We start from the raw sequence: 24,638 nt of genomic DNA, 5'->3' as shown, positions 1-24,638 counted from the left end.
GCTAGCGCAGCCGCGCCGGCGACAGCGCCTCGGGCACCACGCCCTCGCGCACCAGGCCTGGGTGCAGCGGCTCGCCCAGCAGCAGGTTGCGCGCCAGCAAGGCGGCGCCGGCCGCGCTCTGGATGCCATAGCCACCCTGGGCGGCCAGCCAGAAGAAGCCATCCGTACCCGCGTCAGGGCCGATGACCAGGTCGCCGTCGGCGACGAAAGAGCGCAGCCCGGCCCAGGTGCGCGTCGGGCGGCGGATCTGAAACAGCGTCCTCTCCTCGATGCGGTGGATACCGAGGGCCACGTCCAGCTCCTCAGGCACCACGTCGTGCGGCGGCACCGGGTCGGCGTTGGCCGGCGAGCCCAGCAGTTGGCCGGCGTCGGGCTTGAAGTACCACTGCTCGTCGATGTCGATGGCTGCCGGCCAGGCCGCGGCCTGCATGCCCGCTGGCACGGGGAAGGTGAAGGCCGTGCGCCGGCGCGGCTGCAGGCCGATGGGCGCCACGCCGGCCAGGCGCGCCAGCTCGTCGGCCCAGGCACCGGCGGCGTTCACTACCGCGCCTGCGCGCAGCACTTCCCCACTGGCCAGCGTGACGGCCCAGCCGCCTGGGGCGCGCTGCAGCGCGGTGACTTCGGCATCCGTGCGCAGCACGGCGCCGCGCCGTCGCGCGCCGCGCAGGTAGCCCTGGTGCAGCGCATGCACGTCGATGTCGGCGGCATCGGGCTCCAGCATGCCGGCGGCCACGGCCTCGGGCCTCAGGCAGGGCAACAGGGCCAGCAGCTCGTCGCGCGTGAGCAGACGCACGGCCGGGTTGCGCCGGCGCGCGTCTTCGAAGGCTGCATGCAGCGCCGGCAGTTGCTGCGGCCCCGCCACATAGGCCACGCCGCGCGGGGTGAGGATGGGGGCGTCCCCGAACTCCGGCGGCGGCGCGTCGTAGAAGGCGCGGCTGGCGCGCGTCAAGGCCTGGATGTTGGGCGTGCCGTAAGTGGCGCTGTAGAGCGCCGCCGAGCGACCGGTGGTGTGGTAGCCGGGCTGGGATTCGCGCTCCAGCAGCAGCACGCGCCGCGTCGCAGCCAGTTCCCAGGCTACGGACGCACCGGCAATGCCCGCGCCGATGACCACGAAGTCGCAATCGCTATTTGCCTGCGCCATGCTGCACCCTTGCAAAACACCCGATCGTAGTGCCTGCAATCTCCCTGGCACAGATGCGGGCACCTCATCGGACTGGGCAGAAAAACAAAAGATGCATATTATGTGAATATTAAAACAAGCAGCCCATGCCATGAACGTCCTGCCTGACTCTTCCACCAGCCCCGCCGCTGCCGACCCGCTGGCGCAGGCCCTGCAGCGGCCCTACCAGCATGGCTTCGTCACCGACGTCGAGTCCGACGCGCTGCCGCCCGGACTGGACGAGGACACCATCCGTGCCATCTCGCGCAAGAAGCGGGAGCCGCAGTTTTTGCTCGACTGGCGCCTGGCCGCCTTCGAGCGCTGGCGCACGATGGAGCTGCCGCACTGGGCGCATCTGAAGATCGAGCCCATCGACTTCCAGGCGCTCAGCTACTATTCGGCCCCCAAGTCGCTGAAAGACGCGCCCAAGAGTCTGGACGAGGTCGACCCCAAGCTGCTGGAGACCTATGAAAAGCTCGGCGTGCCGCTGCACGAGCGCGCGCGCCTGGCGGGCGTGGCGGTGGACGCGGTGTTCGACTCGGTCTCGGTGGGAACGACGTTTCGCAAGCAGCTGGCGGACGTGGGCGTGCTCTTTTGCTCGTTCTCGCACGCGGTGCAAAACCACCCCGACCTGGTCGAGAAATATCTGGGCAGCGTGGTGCCGCAGGGCGACAACTTCTACGCTGCACTGAACTCCGCCGTGTTCTCCGACGGCTCGTTCGTCTACATCCCCAAGGGCGTGAAGTGCCCCATGGAGCTGTCGTCCTACTTCCGCATCAATGCGCAGAACACGGGCCAGTTCGAGCGCACGCTGATCATTGCCGAGGAAGGCAGCTCGGTGAGCTATCTGGAGGGCTGCACCGCCCCGCAGCGCGACGAGAACCAGCTGCACGCCGCCGTGGTCGAGCTGATCGCGCATGACGACGCCTTCATCAAATATTCCACGGTGCAGAACTGGTACCCCGGCGACGAACACGGGCGCGGAGGCATCTACAACTTCGTGACCAAGCGCGGCCTGGCCGCCGGCAAGCGCTCGCGCATCGCCTGGACGCAGATCGAGACCGGCTCGGCCATCACCTGGAAGTACCCCAGTGTGGTGCTGCGCGGCGAGGAATCGAACGGCGAATTCCATTCGATCGCCGTGTCCAACCACTTCCAGCAGGCGGACACCGGCACCAAGATGATCCACCTGGGCAAGAACACCACCAGCCGCATCGTCTCCAAGGGCATCAGCGCCGGCCACGCGCAAAACAGCTACCGCGGGCTGGTGCGCATCAACCCCGGCGCAGCGGGTGCGCGCAACCACACGCAGTGCGACTCGCTGCTCATCGGCCCGGACTGCGGCGCCCACACCTTTCCCTACGTGGACACAGCGCGCGGCGATGCCGTGGTCGAGCACGAGGCGACGACCACGCGCATCTCCGAGGAGCGGCTGTTTTATTGCCAGCAGCGCGGCATCGACCCAGCGGACGCCACGGCGCTGATCGTCGGCGGCTTTTGCCAAGCGGTGCTGGAAGAGCTTCCCATGGAATTCGCCCTGGAAGCCAAGGCGCTGCTGGCCGTCTCCCTCGAAGGCGCGGTGGGTTAAGCATGAAAAACGACTCTAGCGCTTACCAAACAAGCGCGAGCAGCTATCAAATTTGAAGGAAACCACGATGACCACAACCACCCCCCTGCTGCAGGTGCGCGACCTGCGCGTGCAGATCGGCGAACGCACCGTGCTGCAGTCCGTCTCGCTAAACGTGCCCGCCGGCAGCCTGGCCGTACTGATGGGCGCCAATGGCAGCGGCAAGAGCACGCTGGGCATGGCGCTGGCCGGCCACCCCAGCTACCACGTCACTGGCGGCCAGGCGCTGCTGGCCGGGCAGGACCTGCTGCCCCTGGCCGCGCACGAGCGGGCCCGCGCCGGCCTGTTCGTGTCCTTCCAGTCGCCGCCGGACATCCCCGGTGTGAAAAACAACCTGTTCATCCGCACCGCGCTGAATGCCGTGCACGAAGCGCGCGGCGAGCAGCCGCTGGACGCCTTTGACTTCCTGGCCAGCGCCAAGCAGTCAGCCAAGGAACTGGGCCTGCCCGAGACCCTGCTGGCGCGCCCGGTCAACGAAGGCTTTTCCGGCGGCGAGCGCAAGAGGAATGAGCTATTGCAGCTGGCGCTGCTCCAGCCCCGGGTGGCGCTGCTCGACGAGATCGACTCCGGCCTGGACGTGGACGGCGTGCGTGCCGTGGTGGGCCTGGTGCAGCGCCTGCGCGCACAGGGCACGGGCTTTGTCGTGGTCTCGCACTACCTCACGATGATCGAGCAGCTGGAGCCCGATGCCGTGCTGCGCCTGGACCAGGGGCGCATCGCCGAGACCGGCGGCATGGAGCTGGCGCGCGGCATCGCCCGCACCGGCTTTGTCCGTCCCCGCGAAGCCGTGGAGGCCTGACGCCATGGCCCACGACAGTGTGCGTACCGACGCCGACAGCGCCCGCGCCCAGCTGGCCAGCCACGGCTGGATCCACCGGCGCAGCGAAGCCTTTCGCCACTTGCCCCCGCCGGCGCTGGAGCAGTGGCTGCGCCAGCCCGGGGACGAGCCCATCGGCTCGGGCTGGACCGTGCAGGACGGCGCCAGCGTTGCCCTGGCCGTGCAGCGCCTGAGCGCGCTTGACCGGCAGCAGCGCGTCCAGCTCCTGGCCGGCCTGCCCCACCCCGGCGACGGCGATGCCGCGCCGTTTGCCTGGGCGCACCGCGCCCTGTGCACCGAGGGCCTGCGCCTGTCCGTGCGCGGCGCAGCGACGCAGCAGCTGCACCTGCATCACCACAGCCGCAGCGCGGCCGAAGCACCGCTGCTGGTGCTGGACGTGGAGGAAGGCGCGCACTGCACGCTGCTGGAGACGCATGCTTTCGCGCCGCAGGCGGCGCAGAACCTGCAAATCCACATCCGGCTGGCGCGCGGCGCGCGTCTGCAGCACCTGCGCGTGGTCGATGCCGGCGCGGGCGACCGCATCGCCCACCATGTGCACGCCACGCTGGCTGCGGATGCCCACTACCAGCAGGCTACTGTGGCCACTGCTGCCGCCTATCACCTGCAGCGCGGCACGCTGGCGCTGCAGGGCACCGGCGCCCAGGCGGACACCGCCACGCTGGCGCTGGCCGGCGGCGACGGCCACCAGATCGACCAGCAGGCCTGGACGCGCATGGATGCGCCCCGCACCCGCAGCAGCGTCGAAACCCTGGCCCTGGCCCAGCACGGCGCGCACGCCGTGGCCAACGCCCACACCCGTATCGCCCCCGGCGCCGATGAAGCCGCCGTGCGCCAGCGCCTGGCCGGCATTCCGCTGGCCGGCAACCCGCGCCTGGTGCTGCGCCCGCACCTGGAGATCCTGCACGACAACGTGCAGGCCGCCCACGGCGCCACCTGGGGCGCACTGCCCGAGGACGCGCTGTTCTACGCCCGCCAGCGCGGCCTGGAGGAGGCCAGCGCCCGCGCGCTGATCATCGAAGGCATGGCCCGCGCGCTGCTGGAGCGCAGCCTTAGCCCCCAGCCTGAGGGCGCGCTGATGCTGGCCCAATGGCTGGACGGCGGCTGGCTGGCCCGTGCCATCGCCACCCACCTGGTGCCGGAGACGGGGGCGCGCCATGGGTAAGGCCCACCCTCTGCTGCATGCCGGCAGCCTGCCGGTCCATGCCCTGCGTGCCGAGTTCCCCATCCTCGGGCAGACCATCAACGGGCACCCGCTGGCCTACCTGGACAACGCCGCCACCACCCACATGCCGCGGCGGGTGCTGCAGGCCATGCAGCAGTTTGAAGAGCACGGCCGCGCCAACATCCACCGCGGCGTGCACACGCTGAGCCAGAGCGCCACCGACGCCTTCGAGGCCGCGCGCGCCACGCTCAAGGCCTTCATCGGTGCGGGCGACGGGCACGAGCTGGTCTTCACCAGCGGCACCACCGAGGCGCTGAACCTCGTCGCCCAGGGCCTGTGGGCCGGCGGGCCGGGCAAGGCGTGGCTGCGCCCGGGCGACCGCATCATCGTCAGCGGCTTGGAGCACCACGCCAACCTGGTGCCCTGGCAGCACGCCGCGCGCATGAGCGGGGCCGAGCTGGCCATCCTGCGCCCGGACGCGCAGGGTCGCGTGCACCTGGACGACCTGCAGCAGCTGCTGACGCCCGCCACGCGCGTGCTGACCCTCACCGCCTGCGCCAACGCCACCGGCGAGCGCCCGCCCTACGAAGCCATGCTGGCCCTGGCCGTACGCGCTGGCGCCCTGACGGTGCTGGACGCCGCCCAGGCGGCCAGCCATGCCGTGCCCGACCTGTCGGCGCTGGAGTGCGACTTCATGGCCTTCTCCGGCCACAAGATGCACGGCCCCATGGGCATAGGCGCGCTAGCCGGCCGGCGCGCGGCGCTGGAGCGGCTGCACCCGCTGCGCCTGGGTGGCGACATGGTGGACTGGGTGAGCTACGAGGCCGCCGGCTTTGCGCAGCTACCCGCCCGGCTGGAGGGCGGCACGCCCCACGTGGCCGGCGCCATCGGCATGGCGGCGGCCGCGCGCTTCATCGACCAGACCGGCCGCGAAGCCATCGACGCGCACGTGCACGCCCTGCGCGCCCAGGCGGTGACGGGCCTGTCGGGCCTCGACGGCATCACGGTGCTGGCGCCGCATGCCACGCAGTCGGCGCTGGTGTCCTTCGTGGCCGAGGGCGTGCACCCGCACGACATCGGCACGCTGCTGGACGAGCGCGGCATCGCCGTGCGCACCGGCCACCACTGCGCCCAGCCGCTGCTGGAACATTTAGGCCTGGGGCCGACCACGCGCGCCTCGTTCGCCCTGTTCAACACGCCCGAAGAGGTCGACCGCCTGGTCGCCGCCGTGGCGCACGCCCTGGAGATGCTGCGATGAGCGCCACGAGTAGCGCCGAGAACGACCTGTACCAGGAGGTGGTGCTGGAGCACAAGCGCGCACCGCGCAACTTTGGCCACCTGGCGCAGCCCACGCACCAGGCCGAAGGTACCAACCCCTCCTGCGGCGACCGCATCGCCGTGCAGCTGCGGCTGGACGGCAGCCAAGTGCAGGACATCCGTTTCACCGGCCAGGGCTGCGCCATCTGCATGGCCTCCACATCGATGATGACCGAGGCCGTCAAGGGAACGGACGTCGAGGCGGCGCAGGCGTTGCAGCAGCACTTTCGGGCCGTGCTCACGGGTGAGGAAGAACCTGGCGAAGCGCCCCTGGGAAAGCTGGTCAGCCTGGCCGGCGTGCGCCGCTACCCCAGCCGCATCAAGTGCGCGCTGCTGGGCTGGCACGCGCTGATGCATGCCATCGCACAACATGAGGATGAGGAGAAGCGCGCATGACCTACCGCCGCCACCGCGAGGACGTGCTGGTACGACGCCCCGTGACCGTCGAGGCCATCCCCAGCGGCACGCCCATCGAGCTGGACGCAGGCCAGCTGGCGCAGATCACGCAGGCCCTGGGCAGCTCGTTCACGCTGCTGGTCGAAGGCCAGCTGATGCGCCTGAAGGGCCAGGACGCGGACGCCATCGGCAAGACGCCGCCCGAGGCGATTGCCGTGCCCGAGGACCTGCACATCGATGACCTGGAGCCGCTGGTGTGGCAGACGTTGTCCACCTGCTACGACCCGGAGATCCCCGTGAACATCGTCGACCTGGGGCTGGTCTACCGGCTGGCGTTCGAGCCGCTGCCCGAGGCCGAGAAAGTGCGCGTGCTGCTGGACATGACGCTCACCGCGCCCGGCTGCGGCATGGGCGAAGCCATTGCCGACGAGGTTTGCGACAAGGTGCTGGCCCTGCCGCGCGTGGGCGAGATCACCGTCAACCTGGTGTTCGACCCGCCCTGGGACCGCAGCCGCATGTCGGAGGCCGCGCAGCTGGCGCTGGGTCTTTAAAACAAAAAAAAGCCCGGCAGGAATCTGCCAGGCGGTTCCGGGCCCTTGCCCCAAGAATCAGAAGGTGTGGCGCAGGCCGATCTCGTAGCCGGTCAAATCCTGGCCGGCTGCCGGCGTGGGGCTGAGCGAAGAGCCCAGCTTGCGCGTGGCGGCGCCGTCGTTGTCCAGGCGCGCCACGGCGCCGTAGATTTCTGTGCGCTTGGACAGCCGGTAGCCGTAGCCCAGTGCCAGGCGGTCGGCATCGTTGCCGCTCTTCTTGTCGTCGTAGCGGGTATAGGCCGCGCGCAACTCGCCATTGCCCAGGGCCATCTTGAGGCCGACGCTGTACACGTCCACCCGCTTGCCCGCGCCGCGTTCGGTGGCCCACAGCACCATGGGTGTGAAGCTGCCCGCCTTGTACAGGGCGCCGATGTTCATGGCCTTGTAGTCAGTGCTGCCGGCCGCGTCGCCGCCGCGCTCCAGCTGGTAGCCGACGGCCACGTTCAGCGGGCCGCTGGCATAGCCCAGGCGAACGCCGGTGCCTGCGCCCAGCCGGGTGCTGCCCGCTGTTTCGCCGAAGCTGTGGCTCACCTGGCCATACACGCCGCCCAGCTTCGGGAGCAGGTAGCTGATGCTGTTGGAGCGGCGCTTGGGCGCGCTGCCCTCGCCCGTGCCGGCGGCGGAGCCGCTGATCAGGTTGTGCGCGTTGATGGCGCCCATGCCGGAGTCGCCGAAGGCGTGGAAGGTCTCCAGGTTCTGGTAGGCGGGCGTCTTGTCGCGGCCCAGGCGCAGCTCGCCGAAGCCGCCCGACAGGCTGAGGGTGGAGCGGCGGTCGAACTTGAGGGCGGACCCACCGTCATCCACGCCGATGCCGGCCTCCAGCCAGAAGCCGGCCCGCAGGCCGCCGCCCAGGTCCTCCACACCGCGAAAGCCCAGGCGGCTGCTGGCATTGCCACCGTTGGCCAGGCCGGTCACGCTCTTGCCCGGGGTGGAGATGTGGGCCAGCGACACGTCGGCCACTCCGAACAGCGTCACGCTGGAGGAGCTTTGGGCCGAGGCGCCTGCGGCGGCGCCCATGACGGCAAGGGCGAGGAGAGATCGTTTCATGCGAGTCCTGAATGGGGTTGTGCAAAGGGAAAGCCGCCATTACACGGACCACACATGACAGGCATGGGACACCCGCTGAAGTCCGTCTGGTTGTTGCCCACAGGCAACAAAAAGCGAAGGGGCCGGAAGCAAGGCATGCGCCCCGCATCCGGCCCCCGGTGGTGTGCTGCCGCTGTCTCAGCCGCCGCAGCCGCCGCCGGAGCAGCACGAATCGCCGCCGCTCTCGGCCGGGCCACTGGCCAGCTTGTCGATCTGCACGCGCCACAGGGCGGGGCCGGCCTGCAGGTAGTTCCAGGTGAATTGGCCGGGCGTGCGCGCCTCGAACTGGCGGCGCAGCGGCACGGGGTCGTGGTCGTTCACGATGACCAGGGCCTGCCCGGCCGGCAGCTCGTCGAAGCTGCCGAAGATCTGCGCGTGGCGCTCGTACGGCGGGATGGTGCGTACGTCGATTTCTGTCGTGGTGGTCGTGGTCATGTCGTTTCAGCCTTCGTGGTCGGAGTGAAGTGAAGAGGAAAGGGAAAAGAGGAAGCCGGCTCAGCCGTCCTTGCCGTCCAGCCGCGTGCGCATGAGCCAGGGCGTGTAGATGACGACGTAGATGGCGAACGCCGCCGCCCACAGGCAGGCCGCGCCATGCAAGGCGCCGGCATACCACTGCGGGTGCACGGCGGGCACCAGCACGCGCAGCACGGCGGCGGCCATCACCAGGGCGTAGGCCAGCACCTCGGCGCGCGAGGCCTGCAGCGGCCGGCCGGTGTGGCCGCGTGCGGTGCGCGTGAGCATGCCGATGATCAGCCCGCCCACCACGCCTACGGCCAGCGCGTGCACGGCCAGCGAAGTGGGCAGCCAGCCCAGCTGCGCAGCCGCCAGCAGGGCAAAGCCCACGGGCATCCAGGCGTAGGAGGCATGCAGGATCCACAGAATGGGTCGGCGCAGCGTGACCCAGGGCTTCCACAGCGCCAGGCGCACCGCGTGCATCACCGCCGCAGCGGCCGATGCTGCAGCCACCAAGGCTGCGGGCGCGCTGCACACCCACAGCAGCAGCGCCACGGCCGTGACGGCCAGCAGCGACAGCTCGAAGCGGCGCGGGATGTTCATCACCAGGCCCGGTGTCACGTTCTTGGTGAACATGGGCACCACGCGCCCGGCGATCACGCTGATCACCATCAGCACCAGGGCCAGCTCGGCATACAGCGCCGACGTTGCCGGCACCTGCAGCACGCCCATGGCCGACAGGTGGAAGACGCCGTTGGCCACGGCCATGGCCAGCAGCAGCGAGATCAGCGGGATGTTGCGCTTGTTGCGTGCCTGCACCAGCACGCGCAGCAGGGCCAGCGCCACGGCGGGCAGCAGCAGCATGTCCAGCGCCGCATACATCCAGTAAGGCGCGACGAAGGCCGCCAGCCGCGCCGCCAGCCACAGCAGCGCCAGCGCCCCCAGCGTGGCCCCGCGCGGCGTGGGCAGGCCCGTCCAGGCCTTCACGGCGGTGAGCAGAAAGCCCACGATGACCCCGACGGCGAAGCCGAACAGCATCTCGTGCGCATGCCACAGCAGCGGCGGGATGGCCAGCTGCAGCTGCACCAGGCCGAGGAAGGCGGCAATCCACAGCGGCACAGACACACAAGCCAGCAGCGCCGCGCCCAGGTAGAACGGCCGGAAACCCAGCCGCAGCAGCGGCAGGCCCTGCAGGGCGGGAGTGGCAGGCGGGGCGGCGGAGGAGCGCTGTGGGAAAGGCAGGGGCTGGTTCACGGCTGGAAGGGGGCCGGGTGCGGCCCTGATAGAGCGAACAATAAATTCATTTTAAATGAATCTTAAAGCACAAGCCCTTTTTCACCCAGCTATTTTTTGATCCTCCTTAGTTCCCGGTGCTCTTGGACAGGAGCTGTATGACCAGCACGCCGCCCACGATCATGGCAATGCCCGCCAGGGCCGGCGCGTCCAGCTTCTGGCCGTACATGAGCCAACCGACCAGCGAGATCAGCACGATGCCCAGGCCGGACCAGATGGCGTACACCACGCCCGTGGCCATGTGGTTCATCACGCGCGAGACCAGCCAGAAGGCCACGCAGTAGCCGGCCACGGCCAGCAGACTGGGCCACAGCCGGGTCAGCCCTTGCGAGGACTTGAGCGCCGAGGTGGCGACCACCTCACACACGATGGAGATGCCCAGCAGCGCGAACGGATGCATACGCTGGCCCGGGCCTTTCAGCCGCCCACGCAGCGCAGGCGCTGCTCGCCCAGTCCGGTGGCGCCCAGACGCATCTCGTCGCCCGCGCGCAGGAAGCGCGGCTCGGGCTTGTGTCCCAGGCCCACGCCCGCCGGCGTGCCGGTCAGCACCAGGTCGCCGGGCTCCAGCGTCATGAACTGGCTGATATAGGCCAGCACGGTGGGCACGCCGAAGATGAAGTTGCGCGTGCTGCCGTTCTGCATGCGTTGGCCATTCACTTCCAGCCACAGGTCGACGGCGTGCGGGTCGGCCAGCTCGTCGGGCGTGGCCAGCCAGGGGCCTACCGGGGCAAAGGTGTCGGCGCTCTTGCCCTTGTCCCACTGGCCGCCGCGCTCCATCTGCCAGCTGCGCTCGGACACGTCGTTGGCCAGCACGTAGCCGGCCACGTGGGCAAGCGCCTGTGCCTCGCTCACGCCGCGCATGCGCGTGCCGATGACGATGCCCAGCTCCACCTCCCAGTCCACCTTGGCGGCGCCGGCGGGGATACGGACCTCGTCCTGCGGCCCGCACAGGCTGCTGACCGCCTTCATGAACAGCACCGGCTCGGCCGGTGCGGCCATGCCGGCCTCTTTCGCGTGGTCGGCGTAGTTCAGGCCCACGCAGACGATCTTGCCCACGCCGGCCACCGGGCAGCCCAGGCGCGTGCCGGGGGTCACGGCGGGAAGGCGCGTGGCATCGATGGCGGCCAGCGCGGACAGCACGGCCGGCGCCAGCTGCGCCGGGCCGATGTCGGGCACGAGCATGGACACATCGCGCAGCGTGCCGCCCGCGTCCACGATGCCGGCGCGCTCGGCGCCGGGGGCACCATGGCGTATGAGTTTCATGCAGTCTCTCCTGAAGGTGTGGCGGCGCCGTGCGGGCAGGGCTCGCCCAGTAGCTGCGGCAGCAGCTGCGCCGCGGTACCGCGCAGCACGGCGTGCGCCACGCTGTCCAGCTCGCTGGCCGCCGGGTTGATGACGGCCACGCGGGCGCCTGCCTGGCGCGCCTGGTGGGCCAGGCCGGCGGCCGGGTAGACGGCGCCGGCGGTGCCCACCACCAGCATCAGCTCGCAGTCCTGCGCGGCCTGCTGGGCGGCCTCGATGACGCCGGCGGGCAGGTTCTCGCCGAACCACACCACGCCCGGCCGCACCAGGTTGCCGCAGGCCGCACAGCGCGGCGGGCTGCCGGGCAGCGCAGCCTCCAGGCGGCAGCAGGCGCGGGGCGTGTCCAGCCAGCGGTCGGCCATCAGGTCGCCGTGCAGGCACAGCACGCCGGTGCTGCCGGCGCGCTGGTGCAGGCCGTCCACGTTCTGGGTGATGACGGTGAGCCGGCCCGGGTGGCGCTGCGCGAAGGCCGCCAGGGCCAAGTGGCCGGCGTTGGGCTGCACGGCGGCCACGCCCTGGCGGCGGTGGGCATACCAGTCCCATACCCGGGCCGGCGCGGCGCGAAAGCCGCGCTCGCTGGCCATGTCCTGCGGGTTGAACTGGGCCCAGTGGCCGCTCGTGGCGTCGCGGAAGGTGGGCACGCCGGATTCGGCGCTCATGCCGGCGCCCGTCAGCACGGCGATGCGGGCGGCCTGCGCGATCCAGTCGCGCACGGCCTGCCGCTCCTGCTCGGTGTTCATGGAGTGCGCTGGCGCAGGGCCTCGTACAGGCACACGGCGCTCGCCACGGAAACGTTCAGGCTCTCCACTGCGCCCTGCATGGGAATGTGCACCAGCGCGTCGCAGGTCTTGGCGGTGAGCTGGCGCATGCCCGGCCCCTCGGCCCCCAGCACCAGGGCCACGGGGCCCTTCAGGTCGGCCTGGTACAGCGGCTGGTCCGCATCGCCGCTGGTGCCTATGACCCAGATGCCGCGCTCCTTCAGCTCGTTCAGCGTGCGCGCCAGGTTGGTGACCATGAAGTACGGCACCGTCTCGGCCGCGCCGCTGGCGACCTTGGCCACGGTGGCGTTGATGCCCACGGCGTGGTCCTTGGGCGCGATGACGGCATGCGCCCCGGCGCCGTCGGCCACGCGCAGGCAGGCGCCCAGGTTGTGCGGGTCGGTCACGCCATCCAGCACCAGCAGCAGCGGGGCCGTGACGCCCCTGGCTTCCAGATCGTCCAGCAGATCGTCCAGCGACTGCGTCTGCTGCACGGCCTGCACGCGCGCGGCCACGCCCTGATGACCATGGCTGCCCGACAGCTTGGCCAGACGCAGGCCGTCGGCCTCGATCAGCCGCGCGCCGGCCTCGCGGGCCCGCTCCAGGAACTGGCGCATGCGCGCGTCGCGCCGCGTGGGCTCGTAATAGATCTCGATGATGGATTGCGGCGCGGTTTTCAGGCGCACACCCACGGCATGGAAGCCGAAGAGGACTTTGGGGGTGGACATGCGCCAATTATCGGGGCCACGCCGCAGCGCCCGGCAAGGGGCCGCGCGGGGGCAGCCCGTAAAATCGCGCGCTTTCCCTGTTGACAGGGCGCCGGCAGGCATGTCTGGCCAGCCCGCAGCAGCCCGCTCCCCTTTCACTGTCCGCCATGATTTTTTCTCCTCTGCTGCGCTGGGCGCAGCGCACCAGCCTCGTCGCGCAGATCGCGCTGGCCCTGGTGGCCGGCGTGGCGCTGGCCGTCCTGCTGCCCGGCGTCACGCCCTACGTGGCCTTCCTGGGCACCTTGTTCATCTCGGCGCTGAAGGCTGTGGCGCCGGTGCTGGTGCTGGTGCTGGTCATGGCCGCCATCAGCAACCACGTGCCGGGCGAGGCCACGGGCATCCGGCCGATCCTGGCGCTGTACGTGATCGGCACGCTGGCCGCGGCCGTGGTGGGCGTGACCGCCAGCATGCTGTGGCCGAGCACGCTGACGCTGATGGCCGCGCCGCAGACCGGAGCCGCCCCGCCCGGCGCGGTGGGCGAGGTGCTGCTGAACGTGGCGAAGAGCGCCGTGGACAACCCCGTGAACGCGCTGCTGCAGGCCAACTACATCGGCGTGCTGGCCTGGGCCGTGGGCCTGGGTCTGGCGCTGCGCCACGCTTCGGCCGGCACGCGCGCCGTGCTGCACGACGGGGCGCAGGCCATCACGGCCGTGATCCAGGCGGTGATCCGCTGCGCGCCGCTGGGCATCCTGGGCCTGGTGGCCAGCACCTTTGCCGAGGCCGGCACGCAGGCGTTGCGCGGCTACGCCCACCTGCTGGCAGTGCTGGTGGGCTGCATGCTGTTCGTGGCGCTGGTGGTCAATCCGCTGATCGTCTGGGCCTGCATCCGTCGCAACCCCTATCCACTCGTCTTCACCTGCCTGCGCGAGAGCGGCGTGACGGCGTTTTTCACGCGCAGCTCGGCCGCCAACATCCCCATCAACCTGGCGCTGGCGCAGCGCCTGGGCCTGAAGGAGGAGACTTACAGCATCAGCATCCCGCTGGGCGCCACCATCAACATGGCCGGCGCGGCCATCACCATCAGCGTGCTGTCGCTGGCGGCGGCGCACACGCTGGGCGTGCAGGTGGATATACCCACCGCGCTGCTGCTGTGCGTGGTGGCCTCGGTGTGCGCCTGCGGCGCCTCGGGCGTGGCGGGCGGGTCGCTGCTGCTGATTCCGCTGGCGTGCAGCCTGTTCGGCATCAGCAACGACGTGGCCATGCAGGTGGTGGGCGTGGGCTTCATCATCGGCATCGTGCAGGATTCGGCCGAGACAGCACTGAACTCCTCCACCGACGTGTTGTTCACCGCCGCGGCCGGCCTGCGCGACGTGCGCAAAGGCAGCACCGCTATTTGATTGATAGCTGCCGCCGCTGGTGTAGCAAGGTTTTCAGATACAAATTTATCTGAAACCCGCACCAATCAAGCGCTGGCAGCTATCAATTTTTATTCTGCGGCGATGCGCCCAGCCTCGATGGTGATGCGCCGCCCGCAGCGCGCGGCGATCTCGCGGTCATGGGTGACCAGCACCAGCGTGGTGCCCTGCTCGCGGTTCAGGGCGAACATCAGCTCCATCACCGCGGCGCCGGTGGCGAAGTCCAGGCTGCCCGTGGGCTCGTCGGCCAGCAGCACATCCGGCTGCACCACGAAGGCGCGCGCCAGCGCCACGCGCTGCTGTTCGCCGCCGGACAGCACCTTGGGGTAGTGCGACAGCCGCTGGCCCAGGCCCACGCGGCCCAGCATGTCGGCGGCGCGCCGGCGCGCATCGCGGGCGCCCGCCAGCTCCAGCGGCAGCATCACGTTCTCCAGCGCCGTCAGGTTGGCCAGCAGCTGAAAGCTCTGGAACACGAAGCCCATGCGGCGGGCACGCAGCGCGGCGCGGTCGTCCTCGTGCAGGGCGAACAGGTCCTGCCCGGCCACGCGCACCGTGCCGCTGGTGGGCACGTCCAGCCCGGCGATCAGCGACAGCAGCGTGCTCTTGCCCGAGCCCGAGGCGCCGACGATGGCGATGGTTTCCCGCGCCGCGACGGAGAACTCGATGTCCCGCAGAATGTCGAGCGTGCCGCTGGAATCGGTGACGCTCTTGTGCAGGTGCTGCACGGCGATGAGCGCGTCTGGCGGCGCGGCGTGGCGGTCGGGCATGGAATGGAAGGGATGAATGTGGTTGAAAAGCTGAGCGGATGGCGCACGGGTCGGCGTGACTGTATCGCGGCGCTTGCCGCCCTGGGATGGGCGGCGGGCACGCATGCCGCAGGCAACGCGCGCGCACCCGTCATCCTGGTGGTGGGCGACTCGCTCAGCGCCGAGTACGGCCTGGCGCGCGGCAGCGGGTGGGTGGAGCTGTTGCGCCAGCGCCTGGCGCAGGACAAGATCGAAGCCACCGTGGTCAACGCCAGCATCAGCGGCGACACCACCTCCGGCGGCCGCGCCCGGCTGGCGGCACTGCTCAAGGCCCACCAGCCCACGCACGTGATCATCGAGCTGGGCGGCAACGACGCGCTGCGCGGCCTGCCGCTGAAGAACACCCAGGACAATCTGGCCTGGATGACCCAGCGGGCCCAGGACGCCGGCGCCCGGGTGCTGCTGCTGGGCATGCAGGTGCCGCCCAACTACGGCGGCGACTACGGCCGGCGCTTCGCCCAGATCTTTCAGGACGTGGCGCGCGAGAAGAAGGCGGCGCTGGTGCCGTTCTTCCTGCAAGGCGTGGCCGATGGGCCCGACGCTGCGCGCCTGTTCCAGGCCGACCGCATCCACCCCAACGCGCAGGCCCAGCCGATGATGCTGGACAACGTGTTGCCGCAGCTGAAGAGGCTGCTGCGCTAGGCCGGCGCCAGCGCGCTGCGGTAGGCGTGCCAGGTGGCATGCCCCAGCAGCGGCCCCACCAGCAGCAGTCCCGCGCCCCAGGCCAGCAGCGACAGGCCGACCAGCAGCGTGATCAGCGCGCCCCACAGCAGCATCGTGCCGGGGTTGTCCAGCACCACGCGCATGCTGGTCAGGGCGGCGGTGAAGGCGTCGGTATCGCGCTCCAGGATCATGGGAATGGCCACCACCGTGAAGCAGAACACCAGCCCTGCAAACAGCCCGCCTACCGCCGCGTAAGCCAGCACGAACTGCCAGTTCTGCGGATTGAACACCGCCTGCACCACGCCGGTGGTGGACGGCATGCCGGTGTTGAAGAACACCGCAAAGACCACCAGCGAGGCACGGCCCCACAGCAGCTCCAGCACGATGAGGGCCAGCACCAGCATGGCCATGCTGGAGACGTGCCGGTCCCAGCAGGTCAGCGACTCGCCCAGGCTGGGTGGAAGACCGGCTTCGCGTCGGCGGCTGGTTTCATACAAGCCCATGGCCAGAAAAGGCCCGACCAGCAGGCAGCCGCTGGCCAGGGACATGGTGTATTCCGGCCGGGCGCGGAACACCCAGCCCAGCAGCAGCGCCATGGCCCAAAAGCACACGCCGTAGAACAGGCTCACGCCAGGGGCGGAAACCACGTCGCGCGCGCCGCGCGCCAGCCAAATGAACGGCTGACCGAGCGGCAAAGGCAGCAGCACCGGTGGCGCAGGGGGCGTGGCGGGGGTGCCAGGGTTCGCGGTCGAGTCCGTCATGGCGCGGAGCCGGGGCAGCGGCTGCAGTCGTGATGAATGCCCGCACCTTAAGCGCGGCCGAGCGGCCACGGCATCAAGGAAAGCCCGCACCCGCCGACGGCGGGCGATGCCTCAGCCGAAGGCCTGCGCAAGCGCCTGGGCCAGGTCGGCGCGCAAGTCTTCCACGTCCTCCAGCCCCACACAAAAGCGCACCACCGTACCGTCCGCCAACTGCGGCGTGGCGCACGCGCGCATGGTGGGCAGCTCGTAGGGCACGACCAGGCTCATCGGGCCGCCCCAGCTGTAGCCCAGGCGGAACAGCCGCAGCGCGTCACAGAAAGCGTCCACCTGCGCCTGGCCGTACCGGGCGGCGATCACGACACTGAACAGCCCAGCCGCCCCACCCTGTCCGCCAAAGGCGCTCCCGCACAGCGCCTGCCAGTGGTCATGGCCGGGCGAGCCGGGCAGCGCCGGGTGCAGCACCTGTGCGACGGCCGGCTGCCCGCTCATCCAGCGCGCCAGCTCGCGCGCAGCCAGGTCGTGTGCGTGGTAGCGCAGGGCGATGCTGGGCAGCGCGCGCAACACGGCCTCGGCATCGTTGGCACCCACGCCCAAGCCCAGACGCATGTGCGTCAGCTTGAGCTTGAGGTGCAGCGGCTGGCTGCGTGTGGTGATGGCACCCATCAGCACGTCGCCGCCGCCACTGGGGTATTTGGTCAGGGCATGCACGGAGATGTCCACGCCCAGCGAGCCATCGCCCGTCAGGTCGAACGGCGCGAAGGCTAGCCCCGCGCCCCAGGTGTTGTCCAGAGCGCAGGTCACCCCGCGCTCGCGGCAGATGCGCACCTGGGCCGGCAGATCAGGAAATTCCATGGTCACAGAGCCCGCCGCCTCCAGCCATACCAGCCGCGTGCGGTCGGTGATCTTGGCAGCCAGGTCCTGCGGGTCCAGCGGATCGAAGACGCGGTGGGTGATGCCGTAGTGGGCCAGCTCCACCTCGGCCAGTGCCTTGCTAGGACCATAGGCATTGTCAGGAAGCAGCACTTCGTCGCCCGCCCTCAGCAGAGCAAGAGCGACGTTGGAAATGGCCGCCAAGCCGCTGGGCACCAGCAGGCATTGCACTCCCCCTTCCAGCGTGGCAATGCGCTCCTCCAATTGGTAGGTTGTAGGTGTGCCGTGCAGGCCGTAGGTGTAGCTGGTCTTGTCCTTCCACTCACGCGCGCGCATCGCGGCGACATTCGGAAACAACACCGTGGAAGCCTTGTGTACCGCTGGCTGCGGTGCAGCGAAGCCAGCGGGCGGGGTGTACTCGTGGTGCACCAAGCGCGTGGGCAAGGCGCCAGGGGCCTGAAAGGATGCGTCGATGGGAGTCTGGCTCATCCACGCATGGTAGCGGCTGGGGCTGCCCCGGCCGCACAGTCTGAAGCTCAGGTGCCGGGGTTGATGGTCAGGTTGTTGACCACGCGACTGACGCCTTCCACACCGCGGGCGATCTGCGTGGCGCGCTCCTTGGCCTGCTCGCTCTTGGCGGGACCGGTCAGCGTAACCACGCCTTCCTTGGTGTCCACGTCGATGCGCAGGGCGCTCAGCTCCGCATCCTTGGCCAGGCCGGCATTGACGCGGGCGGTGATGCCTGCGTCTTCCACTGCAGCCTTGGCATTGGCAGTCACCTCACGGGTGTCGGCCTTCGCCTGCTGGCTGGTTTCCTGCATCTTCTCGCGCGCCTCCTGCGTCATTTCCTCGGTCTTGACGCTGGCGTCATGCGCGGCTTCTTCGGTCCTGGCCTTGGCCTCCTGGGCGGCGTCCTGCATGGTCACCTTGGCGTCGTGGGCGGCGGCCTCGGTCTTGGCCTTGGCATCTTCCGCTGCCGCTTCGGTCTTGGCGATGGCCGAGTCCAGCTTTTGCCCGGCCGTGCGGTCATCGTTCTTGTCGCAGGCAGCCAGGCCCAGAGCCAGGGCGACGGTGGCGGCGAGGGTGGCTGTGCGCAGCAGTGGTGAGTTCTTGGTTTCAGTCGTGTTCATGGAGGCTCTCCTTCCAGTAGACATGCCGGCTACTGTAAAAATACCGCCCCGCGCAAGCGGGTGGGAGATGGCCGAAACGCCGGTAGGACAAGAGCCGCAGCCCACCGCTGTTCTGGCGGTGGCGCGACAATGGCCGCCCCATGCACCTTCCCGCCCTGCACCGCTGGTTGCCATTCCTTGCCTGGCCGCGTCCCACGGCCGAGCTGCTGCGCGGGGAATTCTGGGCCGGCATGACCGTCGGCCTGATGCTGGTGCCCCAGGGCGTGGCCTATGCCCACCTGGCCGGCATGCCGCTGGTCACGGGCATTTATGCGTCGCTGGTGCCGGCGCTCATCGCCGTGCTGTGGAGCTCCTCCACGCGCCTGGGCGTGGGCCCCACGGCGCTGACCAGCCTGCTGATCGGCGCCTCGCTCACAGGCTTGGCCGAGCCCGGCAGCGCCCACTGGGTGCAGTTGGCGGCGTGGATGGCGCTGCTTTCCGGCCTGCTGCAGCTCAGCCTGGGCGTGATGCGCTTCGGCTGGCTGCTCAACCTGGTCACCTCGCCGGTGCTGGGCAGCTTCACGCAGGCGGCGGCGCTGCTGATCCTGGCCTCGCAGCTCCCTGCCCTGCTCGGCCTGCGCACGACCTGGAGTGCGCTGCTGGACGCGCCCTCGCCGCACCACTTCGACCTGCGCGCCATGGCCTTCGGTTTGGGCAGCCTGGCTCTCCTGATGCTGGCGCGGCGCTGGCGCTCGGGTTTTCCGGCGGCCATGGTGGTCATTGCCCTGGCGGCGCTGGCCAGCTGGGGCATGGGTCTGGCCGATGCCGGCGTGGCCGTGGTCGGCCCCGTGCCCTCGGGCCTGCCCGCACCCTATTGGCCGGGCTGGCTGCCCTGGGACGAGTTCGGTGCACTGACGCTGCCGGTGCTGGTGATCACGCTGGTGAGCTTTCTGGAGACGGCCTCCAGCGCCAAGGTGGACCACGCGCGGGGCGGCACGCGCTGGAACGAAAACCAGGACCTGGTCGCGCACGGCATGGCCAAGATCAGCTCGGGCCTGTGCGGCAGTTTCGCCACCAGCGCCTCGTTCTCGCGCTCGGCCATCAACCTGTATGCCGGCGCCAAGAGCGGCTGGGCCACGCTGTTCGCTCTGGTGCTGGTGCTGGCCACGCTGCTGTGGCTGACGCCGGCGCTCTACCACGTGCCGCAGGCGGTGCTGGCGGCGGTGGTGGTGACGGCCGTCACCGGCCTCATCAAACCCATGGGCATGCTGCGCCTGTGGCCGGTGTCGCGGGTGGAAACCACCATCGGCCTGACCACCTTCGTGCTGACCCTGGCCAGCGCTCCACGCCTGTACTGGGGCGTGCTGGCGGGGCTGGTGATGAACCTGTCGCACTTCCTCTACCAGCGGCTGCACCCGCGCATCATCGAAGTGGGCCTGCACCCGGACGGCAGCCTGCGCGACCGCCACCTGTGGCAGCTGGCGCCGCTGGCGCCCCAGGTGCTGGCCCTGCGCATGGATGCGGAGCTGGACTTTGCCTCCGCCGCCGCGCTGGAGCGGCGCGTGGCCGACGAGCTGGCTGCCAGGCCCGAGCTGCGCAGCCTGGCGCTGTTTGCCCTGCCCATCAACCGCATCGACGTGACCGGCGTGGAGGCCTTCATGCGCCTGCGGGCGCTGATGCTAAGCCGCGGCGGTGCACTGCACGTGGCGGGCCTCAAGTTGCCCGTGCAGCGCACGCTGGAGCGCGCCGGCGTGCTGCACGACGGTCCCGATCTGCGCGCGTGGCGCACCGACGCCGAAGCCATCGCGGCGTTGCAGGCGGGCGACGTCAAAGAAGCGCCCCCAGCCGGCTAGCACTGCTAAACTGCCGCCAGTACGTTTGTTTCTTTTTGTGTCTACTTCCGCGCTTCTTGCCTCGGTCAACCTGAAGGACCTGCAACTGTCTACCGCCCATGCGCTGGTGGCCCAGTCGTTGGGCAGCGAAGCCTCGCTGAGCGGCCGCGCCCCGCGCGAGTATCTGCAGGCACTCATCGACGGGCTGTGCGACCTGTCGCTGAAAGACCCCCTCACCGGCTTGCCGAACCGCCGCTTCATCCGCGCCGTGCTGGACAGCGAGATCGACCGCGTGGCGCGCTCGGGCGAGGCGGCGCTGCTACTGATGCTGGACATCGACCACTTCAAGCAGGTCAACGACCGTCACGGTCACGGTGCGGGCGACCTGGTGCTGCAGTCCGTTGCGCAGACGCTGCAGACCTGCCTGCGGCCCATGGACACCGTGGCGCGCTACGGCGGCGAAGAGTTCGCCATCGTTCTGCCCGCCTGCCAGTTCGGCTTCGGCCGCGTGGTGGCCGAGCGCGTGCGCCGCGCCGTCGAGGCCACGCCCATCGCCATCTCCCCCAGTCTGTCGGTCAACGTCACGGTCAGCATCGGCGGGGCTTTTGCGCTGCAGTGGATACGCAGCACCGTGCCCCTGTGGGCCGAGCGCGCCGACGCCGAGCTGTACAAGGCCAAGGCCGGCGGGCGCAACCGCATCAGCATCGAGGAGCAGCCCGACAGCACCGTGACGGCCGAAGAGAAAAGCATGCTGTTCGGCCCCCTATACACTCCCTCCGGCTGGGGCGAACTGCCCCCGCCGCTCGACCCGCCTGCATACAGCGCCTATTGAAAGACGATGATGAACGACGCGCTGTCGCCCCCCTCCTCCGCTTCCGCCAGGCCCCCGCTGCAACAGGGCAGCGACGGGGCGGCCGCGCCGCTGTCGGCGCCGCTGGCCTCGCGCATCATTGCCGTGACCAGCGGCAAGGGCGGCGTGGGCAAGACCTTCGTTTCGGCCAATCTGGCCGCCGCCCTGACGCGCCGCGGCTACCGCGTGCTGGTGCTGGATGCCGACCTGGGGCTGGCCAACCTGGACGTGGTGCTGAACCTGCACCCCAAGATCACGCTGCACGACGTGTTCACCGGCAAGGCCAAGCTCGACGACGCCGTGATCGAGGCGCCCGGCGGCTTTTCCGTGGTGCTGGCCGGCTCGGGCATGGTCGAGTATTCGCGTCTCACGCCGGCCGTGCGCAGCGAGTTTCTGAACGTCATCCAGACCCTGGCGCCGCGCTTTGACGTGGTGCTGCTGGACACCGGCGCCGGCATCTCCGACGTGGTGCTGTTTTCCGTCTCGCTGGCCTCCGAGGTGTTGATCGTGGCCACGCCCGAGCCCACCTCGCTGACCGACGCCTACGCCGCCATCAAGGTGCTGGCCACGCAGCAAAAGCGCCAGCAGGTGCGCCTGGTGATCAACCAGGCCGCGCGCCCGGGCGATGGCCGCGCCATCACCGGCCAGCTGCAGCAGGTGCTGGACCGCTTCGTCACCACCGACTCCGGCCGGCCCATGCGGCTGGTGCACATGGGCGACATCCCTGCCGACCTGTCGGTGCGCGACGCGGTCATGCGCCGCCAGCTGCTCACCCTGCACATGCCCGGGTGCCCGGCGGCGCTGGCCATCGCCCAGCTGGCCAGCAAGGTGGACGCGACGCTGCTGTCGACCAGGAACACCTGAGCTTTCTTAGCTCCTGAAAAGATAGCTGCCAGCGCTTGCCGCGCAAGCGCTGGAGCCAATTTTCATATCAATTTTCTGATGATGAGGCCGTGCTACGCCAGCCGCAGGGTGCGGCTGTCGCCCCCGGCCACGCGGAAGCGGTCCACCGTGCCGGCCAGCACCTGGGCCTGCTGGCTCAGCGACTGGGCGGCGGCGTAGGCCTCTTCCACCAGTGCGGCGTTTTGCTGCGTGCCCTGGTCCATCTGGGCCACGGCCTGATTGATCTGGGCGATGCCGGCGCTTTGCTGGGCACTGGCCGTGCTGATCTCGGCCATCATGGCCGTCACGCGCTGCACGCCCTCGACGATCTCGTCCATGGTGGTGCCGGCATTGCGCACCAGGGCCGTACCCTCGCCCACCTTGGCCACCGAATCATCGATCAGGGCCTTGATCTCCTTGGCGGCGCCGGCGCTGCGCTGCGCCAGGGTGCGCACCTCGGCGGCCACCACGGCAAAGCCGCGACCCTGCTCGCCGGCGCGCGCCGCCTCCACGGCCGCGTTCAGCGCCAGGATGTTGGTCTGGAAGGCGATGGAGTCGATCACGCCGATGATGTCGACGATCTTGCGCGAGGAGGCGTCGATGCCGCCCATGGTCTCCACCACCTGCTGCACCACGGTGCCGCCGCGCTGGGCCACCTGCGAGGCCGCCTGGCCCAGCTCGTTGGCGCGGCGGGCGTTCTCGGCGTTTTGCTGCACCGTGGAGGTCAGCTGCTCCATCGACGCCGCCGTTTCCTGCAGCGCGCTGGCCTGCGCTTCAGTGCGCGAAGACAGGTCGCTGTTGCCCGCGGCGATCTCGGCCGAAGCCGTGGTGATGGAGTTGGTGCTGTCGCGCACCTGGCCGACCAGGGAGGCCAGGCTGTCGCGCATCACGCGCACGGCGTGCAGCAGGCTGGTCTGGTCGCCGGGCCGGGTCTGCACGTCGATCGTGAGGTTGCCCCCCGCGATCTGCTGCATCACTTCGGCCGTGTACTGCGGCTCGCCGCCCAGCTGGCGCGTGAGGGTGCGCAGCATGCCCCAGGCCAGCGCGCACACGGCCAGCAGCAGCGCGGCGCCGATGGACAGCAGCACGGCGGTGTTGCGCCAGAAGGCGCTTTCGATGTCGTCCACGTAGTCGCCGTAGCCGATGATCCAGTCCCAGGGCTGGAAGTGGATGATGGCGTAGAGCTTGTCCACCTCCTGCTTCACGCCCGGGCGCGTGCCCTTGGCCATGACGGTGGCGACTGGCTGCTGCTCGCGCAGCGCCGCGCGGTAGCGCTCGCCGGCGGCGCGGCCGACATTGGCGTCCACGATGCCCACGCGCTTGGGGTTGGGGTGCACGTAGTTCACGTCGTCGCCGTAGCCGCGCACGAAGAAATACTTGTCGTCCTTGTGGAAGCTGGCGATGGCGGCCTTGGCCTGGCGCAGGGCCTCCTCGTGCGACAGCTCGCCGGTTTTCTCGCGGTCATGGGCCTTTTGTGCAGCCGCATGGGCCAGCAGCACCAGGTTGGACAGTTCAGTGGTGCGCTCCTTGAGCAGGGTCTGGCGGAGCGTGGTCACCGCTACCAGGGACAGCACCACCAGGCCCAGCAAGGTGGTGCCGCACAGCAGCAGGATTCGGGTACGGAGCTTCATGGGTTTCTTAGTTCGCATACAGCGATGACGGGAAACCCATTATGTACAAAACTGTAAAAATGTGTTTGGAGTGGAAAATTCCCGTACGCCCTCGACCACGCTGCCTCACGCCGCGCAAGGGCGCCACCGTGCCAGGTCAGTGCGCGTGGCCCCAGTAGATGAGCGCGTCGCGCCCTTCCACCGACAGCGAAACCTGCGCGCCCACGGGCAGCAGCACCTTGGTGGGCACGTGGCCGAACGGCAGGTTGGTCAGCACCGGGGCCTTGACCTGGGTGCGCAGCCAATCGACCACGCTTTGCAGCTTGAAGCCCTTGTCGTGCGGGGTGAGCTTGTAGTCGTTGAACTGGCCCAGCACGATGGCCTTCTGGCGCTTGAGCACGCCGGCGTGCAGCAGCTGGGTCAGCAGCCGCTCGATGCGGTAGGGATGCTCGCCCACGTCCTCCAGGAACAGGATGCCGCCCTCGATCTGCGGCAGGTAGGGCGTGCCGACCAGCGAGCACAGCACGGCCAGGTTGCCACCCCACAGCGGCGCCTGCTTGACGTAGATGTCGCGCACGGCGGGCTTGCCGTCCGGCAGCGGCTTTTCGCGGTGCATGCGCCAGCCGGCGCCCTCGCCGTGGCCGGTCAGCAGGTCGTCCAAGCAGGCCAGCATGATCTCGTCGGGCTCGCCGGCCACGCCCAGATCGCCCACCAGCGCCGGGCCGGCCCAGCTGGTGGCGCCGGTCTTGGCCAGCAGCGCCAGCTGCAGCGCCGTGAAGTCGCTCACCCCCACCAGGCGCAGACCCTTGTCCACGGCCTTGGCCAGCTGCTTGTAGGCAATGCCGGGCAGCAGGCGCGTCAGGCCATAACCGCCGCGACTGATCAGCGCCACATCGGCGCCGCTGGCAGCCGCGCGGTGAATGGCGGCCAGGCGGGTGGCGTCGTCGCCGGCGAAGCGGGTGTGGCTGGCCAGCGCGTCGGGGTCCACCTCGACCTGGTGGCCCAGGGCCTGCAGGCGCGCCACGCCGCGGCGAAAGGCTGCCTTGTCGCGCACGGCACCCGAGGGCGAGTAGATGTAGATGTGCCGGGGGCCGTGGTGGTGGCCGCAGGCGGCGTGGTCGTGATCGTGTTGGTCGTGCGGCAAGGCGGTGT

25 protein-coding genes are annotated in these 24,638 nt (G+C 69.8%); 11 read left to right on the top strand and 14 right to left on the bottom strand.

The genetic code is table 11. The annotated features are described in order from the left end of the window. Nucleotide 1 precedes the first annotated feature (1 nt). Entirely contained in the window at nucleotides 2-1,141 is a 1,140-nt protein-coding gene (locus RT282_RS07490; protein WP_313313001.1) for an FAD-dependent oxidoreductase, read from the bottom strand. A gap of 130 nt (nucleotides 1,142-1,271) precedes the next feature. Here RT282_RS07490 and sufB point away from each other — a divergent pair, with 130 nt between their 5' ends. The 6 genes from sufB (at nucleotide 1,272) to sufT (ending at nucleotide 7,050) form a co-directional block, all read left to right on the top strand. After that, nucleotides 1,272-2,747: a Fe-S cluster assembly protein SufB gene (sufB, locus tag RT282_RS07485; RefSeq protein WP_313312999.1), complete on the top strand. Its 1,476-nt coding sequence runs from the start codon at nucleotides 1,272-1,274 to the stop codon at nucleotides 2,745-2,747. Nucleotides 2,748-2,814: 67 nt separating this feature from the next. After that, complete coding sequence (gene sufC / locus RT282_RS07480; RefSeq protein ID WP_313312998.1) at nucleotides 2,815-3,585, top strand: Fe-S cluster assembly ATPase SufC; 771 nt, start codon at nucleotides 2,815-2,817, stop codon at nucleotides 3,583-3,585. A gap of 4 nt (nucleotides 3,586-3,589) precedes the next feature. Next, entirely contained in the window at nucleotides 3,590-4,786 is a 1,197-nt protein-coding gene (locus RT282_RS07475; protein ID WP_313312997.1) for a SufD family Fe-S cluster assembly protein, read from the top strand. Then, nucleotides 4,779-6,044 carry a SufS family cysteine desulfurase gene (locus RT282_RS07470; protein WP_313312995.1) on the top strand — a complete coding sequence of 422 codons (1,266 nt, stop codon included), beginning with the start codon at nucleotides 4,779-4,781 and terminating at the stop codon, nucleotides 6,042-6,044. The genes RT282_RS07475 and RT282_RS07470 overlap by 8 nt, the downstream gene beginning before the upstream one ends. After that, complete coding sequence (gene sufU, locus RT282_RS07465; RefSeq protein WP_313312993.1) at nucleotides 6,041-6,499, top strand: Fe-S cluster assembly sulfur transfer protein SufU; 459 nt, start codon at nucleotides 6,041-6,043, stop codon at nucleotides 6,497-6,499. The genes RT282_RS07470 and sufU overlap by 4 nt, the downstream gene beginning before the upstream one ends. Beyond that, a complete protein-coding gene (gene sufT / locus RT282_RS07460; RefSeq protein ID WP_313312991.1) occupies nucleotides 6,496-7,050 on the top strand; it encodes a putative Fe-S cluster assembly protein SufT in 555 nt (184 codons plus the stop codon). The genes sufU and sufT overlap by 4 nt, the downstream gene beginning before the upstream one ends. 57 nt (nucleotides 7,051-7,107) lie before the next feature. Here sufT and RT282_RS07455 read toward each other — a convergent pair whose 3' ends face one another. The 7 genes from RT282_RS07455 to rlmB form a co-directional block, all read right to left on the bottom strand. Next, entirely contained in the window at nucleotides 7,108-8,136 is a 1,029-nt protein-coding gene (locus tag RT282_RS07455; protein ID WP_312758556.1) for a porin, read from the bottom strand. Nucleotides 8,137-8,313: 177 nt separating this feature from the next. Continuing rightward, nucleotides 8,314-8,610: a DUF2249 domain-containing protein gene (locus RT282_RS07450; protein WP_312758554.1), complete on the bottom strand. Its 297-nt coding sequence runs from the start codon at nucleotides 8,608-8,610 to the stop codon at nucleotides 8,314-8,316. Nucleotides 8,611-8,670: 60 nt separating this feature from the next. Beyond that, nucleotides 8,671-9,882, bottom strand: a complete 1,212-nt coding sequence (locus RT282_RS07445; RefSeq protein WP_313312990.1) for an NnrS family protein — start codon at nucleotides 9,880-9,882, stop codon at nucleotides 8,671-8,673. Nucleotides 9,883-9,988: 106 nt separating this feature from the next. After that, entirely contained in the window at nucleotides 9,989-10,321 is a 333-nt protein-coding gene (locus RT282_RS07440; RefSeq protein WP_312304470.1) for an SMR family transporter, read from the bottom strand. Between the two features lie 17 nt (nucleotides 10,322-10,338). Then, nucleotides 10,339-11,184: a fumarylacetoacetate hydrolase family protein gene (locus tag RT282_RS07435; protein ID WP_313312989.1), complete on the bottom strand. Its 846-nt coding sequence runs from the start codon at nucleotides 11,182-11,184 to the stop codon at nucleotides 10,339-10,341. Then, nucleotides 11,181-11,963, bottom strand: a complete 783-nt coding sequence (locus tag RT282_RS07430) for an NAD-dependent deacylase (protein WP_313312987.1) — start codon at nucleotides 11,961-11,963, stop codon at nucleotides 11,181-11,183. Before RT282_RS07430 ends, RT282_RS07435 begins: the two co-directional genes overlap by 4 nt. Continuing rightward, on the bottom strand, nucleotides 11,960-12,709 hold the full coding sequence (gene rlmB, locus RT282_RS07425; protein WP_313312985.1) for a 23S rRNA (guanosine(2251)-2'-O)-methyltransferase RlmB: 750 nt from the start codon (nucleotides 12,707-12,709) through the stop codon (nucleotides 11,960-11,962). The genes RT282_RS07430 and rlmB overlap by 4 nt, the downstream gene beginning before the upstream one ends. 146 nt (nucleotides 12,710-12,855) lie before the next feature. On the opposite strand from rlmB, the gene sstT reads away from it, so the two are divergent. After that, nucleotides 12,856-14,085, top strand: a complete 1,230-nt coding sequence (gene sstT / locus RT282_RS07420; RefSeq protein WP_313312984.1) for a serine/threonine transporter SstT — start codon at nucleotides 12,856-12,858, stop codon at nucleotides 14,083-14,085. 89 nt (nucleotides 14,086-14,174) lie between these two features. Here the strand turns inward: sstT and RT282_RS07415 are convergent, their stop codons facing one another. Beyond that, the gene (locus RT282_RS07415; protein ID WP_313312983.1) at nucleotides 14,175-14,870 is read right to left on the bottom strand and encodes an ABC transporter ATP-binding protein; all 696 of its coding nucleotides are present in this window, start codon (nucleotides 14,868-14,870) and stop codon (nucleotides 14,175-14,177) included. A 12-nt stretch (nucleotides 14,871-14,882) separates the two neighbouring features. On the opposite strand from RT282_RS07415, the gene RT282_RS07410 reads away from it, so the two are divergent. Next, the gene (locus RT282_RS07410) at nucleotides 14,883-15,551 is read left to right on the top strand and encodes an arylesterase (protein WP_313312982.1); all 669 of its coding nucleotides are present in this window, start codon (nucleotides 14,883-14,885) and stop codon (nucleotides 15,549-15,551) included. On the opposite strand, the gene RT282_RS07405 is transcribed toward RT282_RS07410, so the two are convergent. The 3 genes from RT282_RS07405 to RT282_RS07395 form a co-directional block, all read right to left on the bottom strand. Then, nucleotides 15,548-16,333 (bottom strand): DUF2189 domain-containing protein, encoded by a 786-nt coding sequence (locus tag RT282_RS07405; protein ID WP_313312981.1) that lies wholly within the window; start codon nucleotides 16,331-16,333, stop codon nucleotides 15,548-15,550. The genes RT282_RS07410 and RT282_RS07405 overlap by 4 nt on opposite strands. A 111-nt stretch (nucleotides 16,334-16,444) precedes the next feature. After that, nucleotides 16,445-17,692, bottom strand: a complete 1,248-nt coding sequence (locus RT282_RS07400; protein WP_313312980.1) for a PLP-dependent transferase — start codon at nucleotides 17,690-17,692, stop codon at nucleotides 16,445-16,447. Between the two features lie 47 nt (nucleotides 17,693-17,739). Beyond that, nucleotides 17,740-18,333, bottom strand: coding sequence for a BON domain-containing protein (locus tag RT282_RS07395; protein ID WP_313312979.1), 594 nt, complete (start codon nucleotides 18,331-18,333; stop codon nucleotides 17,740-17,742). A gap of 140 nt (nucleotides 18,334-18,473) precedes the next feature. On the opposite strand from RT282_RS07395, the gene RT282_RS07390 reads away from it, so the two are divergent. From RT282_RS07390 to RT282_RS07380, 3 genes are read left to right on the top strand one after another with little or no spacing between them, the layout of a single operon-like run. Beyond that, nucleotides 18,474-20,165, top strand: a complete 1,692-nt coding sequence (locus tag RT282_RS07390; RefSeq protein ID WP_313312978.1) for a SulP family inorganic anion transporter — start codon at nucleotides 18,474-18,476, stop codon at nucleotides 20,163-20,165. A 25-nt stretch (nucleotides 20,166-20,190) separates the two neighbouring features. Next, a complete protein-coding gene (locus RT282_RS07385; RefSeq protein ID WP_409519463.1) occupies nucleotides 20,191-20,976 on the top strand; it encodes a GGDEF domain-containing protein in 786 nt (261 codons plus the stop codon). Between the two features lie 9 nt (nucleotides 20,977-20,985). Then, entirely contained in the window at nucleotides 20,986-21,858 is an 873-nt protein-coding gene (locus RT282_RS07380; protein ID WP_313313992.1) for a MinD/ParA family protein, read from the top strand. Between the two features lie 92 nt (nucleotides 21,859-21,950). On the opposite strand, the gene RT282_RS07375 is transcribed toward RT282_RS07380, so the two are convergent. Further along, nucleotides 21,951-23,507 carry a methyl-accepting chemotaxis protein gene (locus RT282_RS07375; RefSeq protein WP_313312976.1) on the bottom strand — a complete coding sequence of 519 codons (1,557 nt, stop codon included), beginning with the start codon at nucleotides 23,505-23,507 and terminating at the stop codon, nucleotides 21,951-21,953. A 136-nt stretch (nucleotides 23,508-23,643) separates the two neighbouring features. After that, on the bottom strand, nucleotides 23,644-24,630 hold the full coding sequence (locus RT282_RS07370; RefSeq protein WP_313312975.1) for an LD-carboxypeptidase: 987 nt from the start codon (nucleotides 24,628-24,630) through the stop codon (nucleotides 23,644-23,646). Nucleotides 24,631-24,638: the final 8 nt, after the last annotated feature.

The sequence above is a fragment of the Pulveribacter sp. genome (genome assembly GCF_032079985.1).
GTDB lineage: Bacteria > Pseudomonadota > Gammaproteobacteria > Burkholderiales > Burkholderiaceae_C > Melaminivora.
Note: the sequence above shows the minus strand (reverse complement) of the source record. Positions and strands in the feature narration are given on the sequence as shown.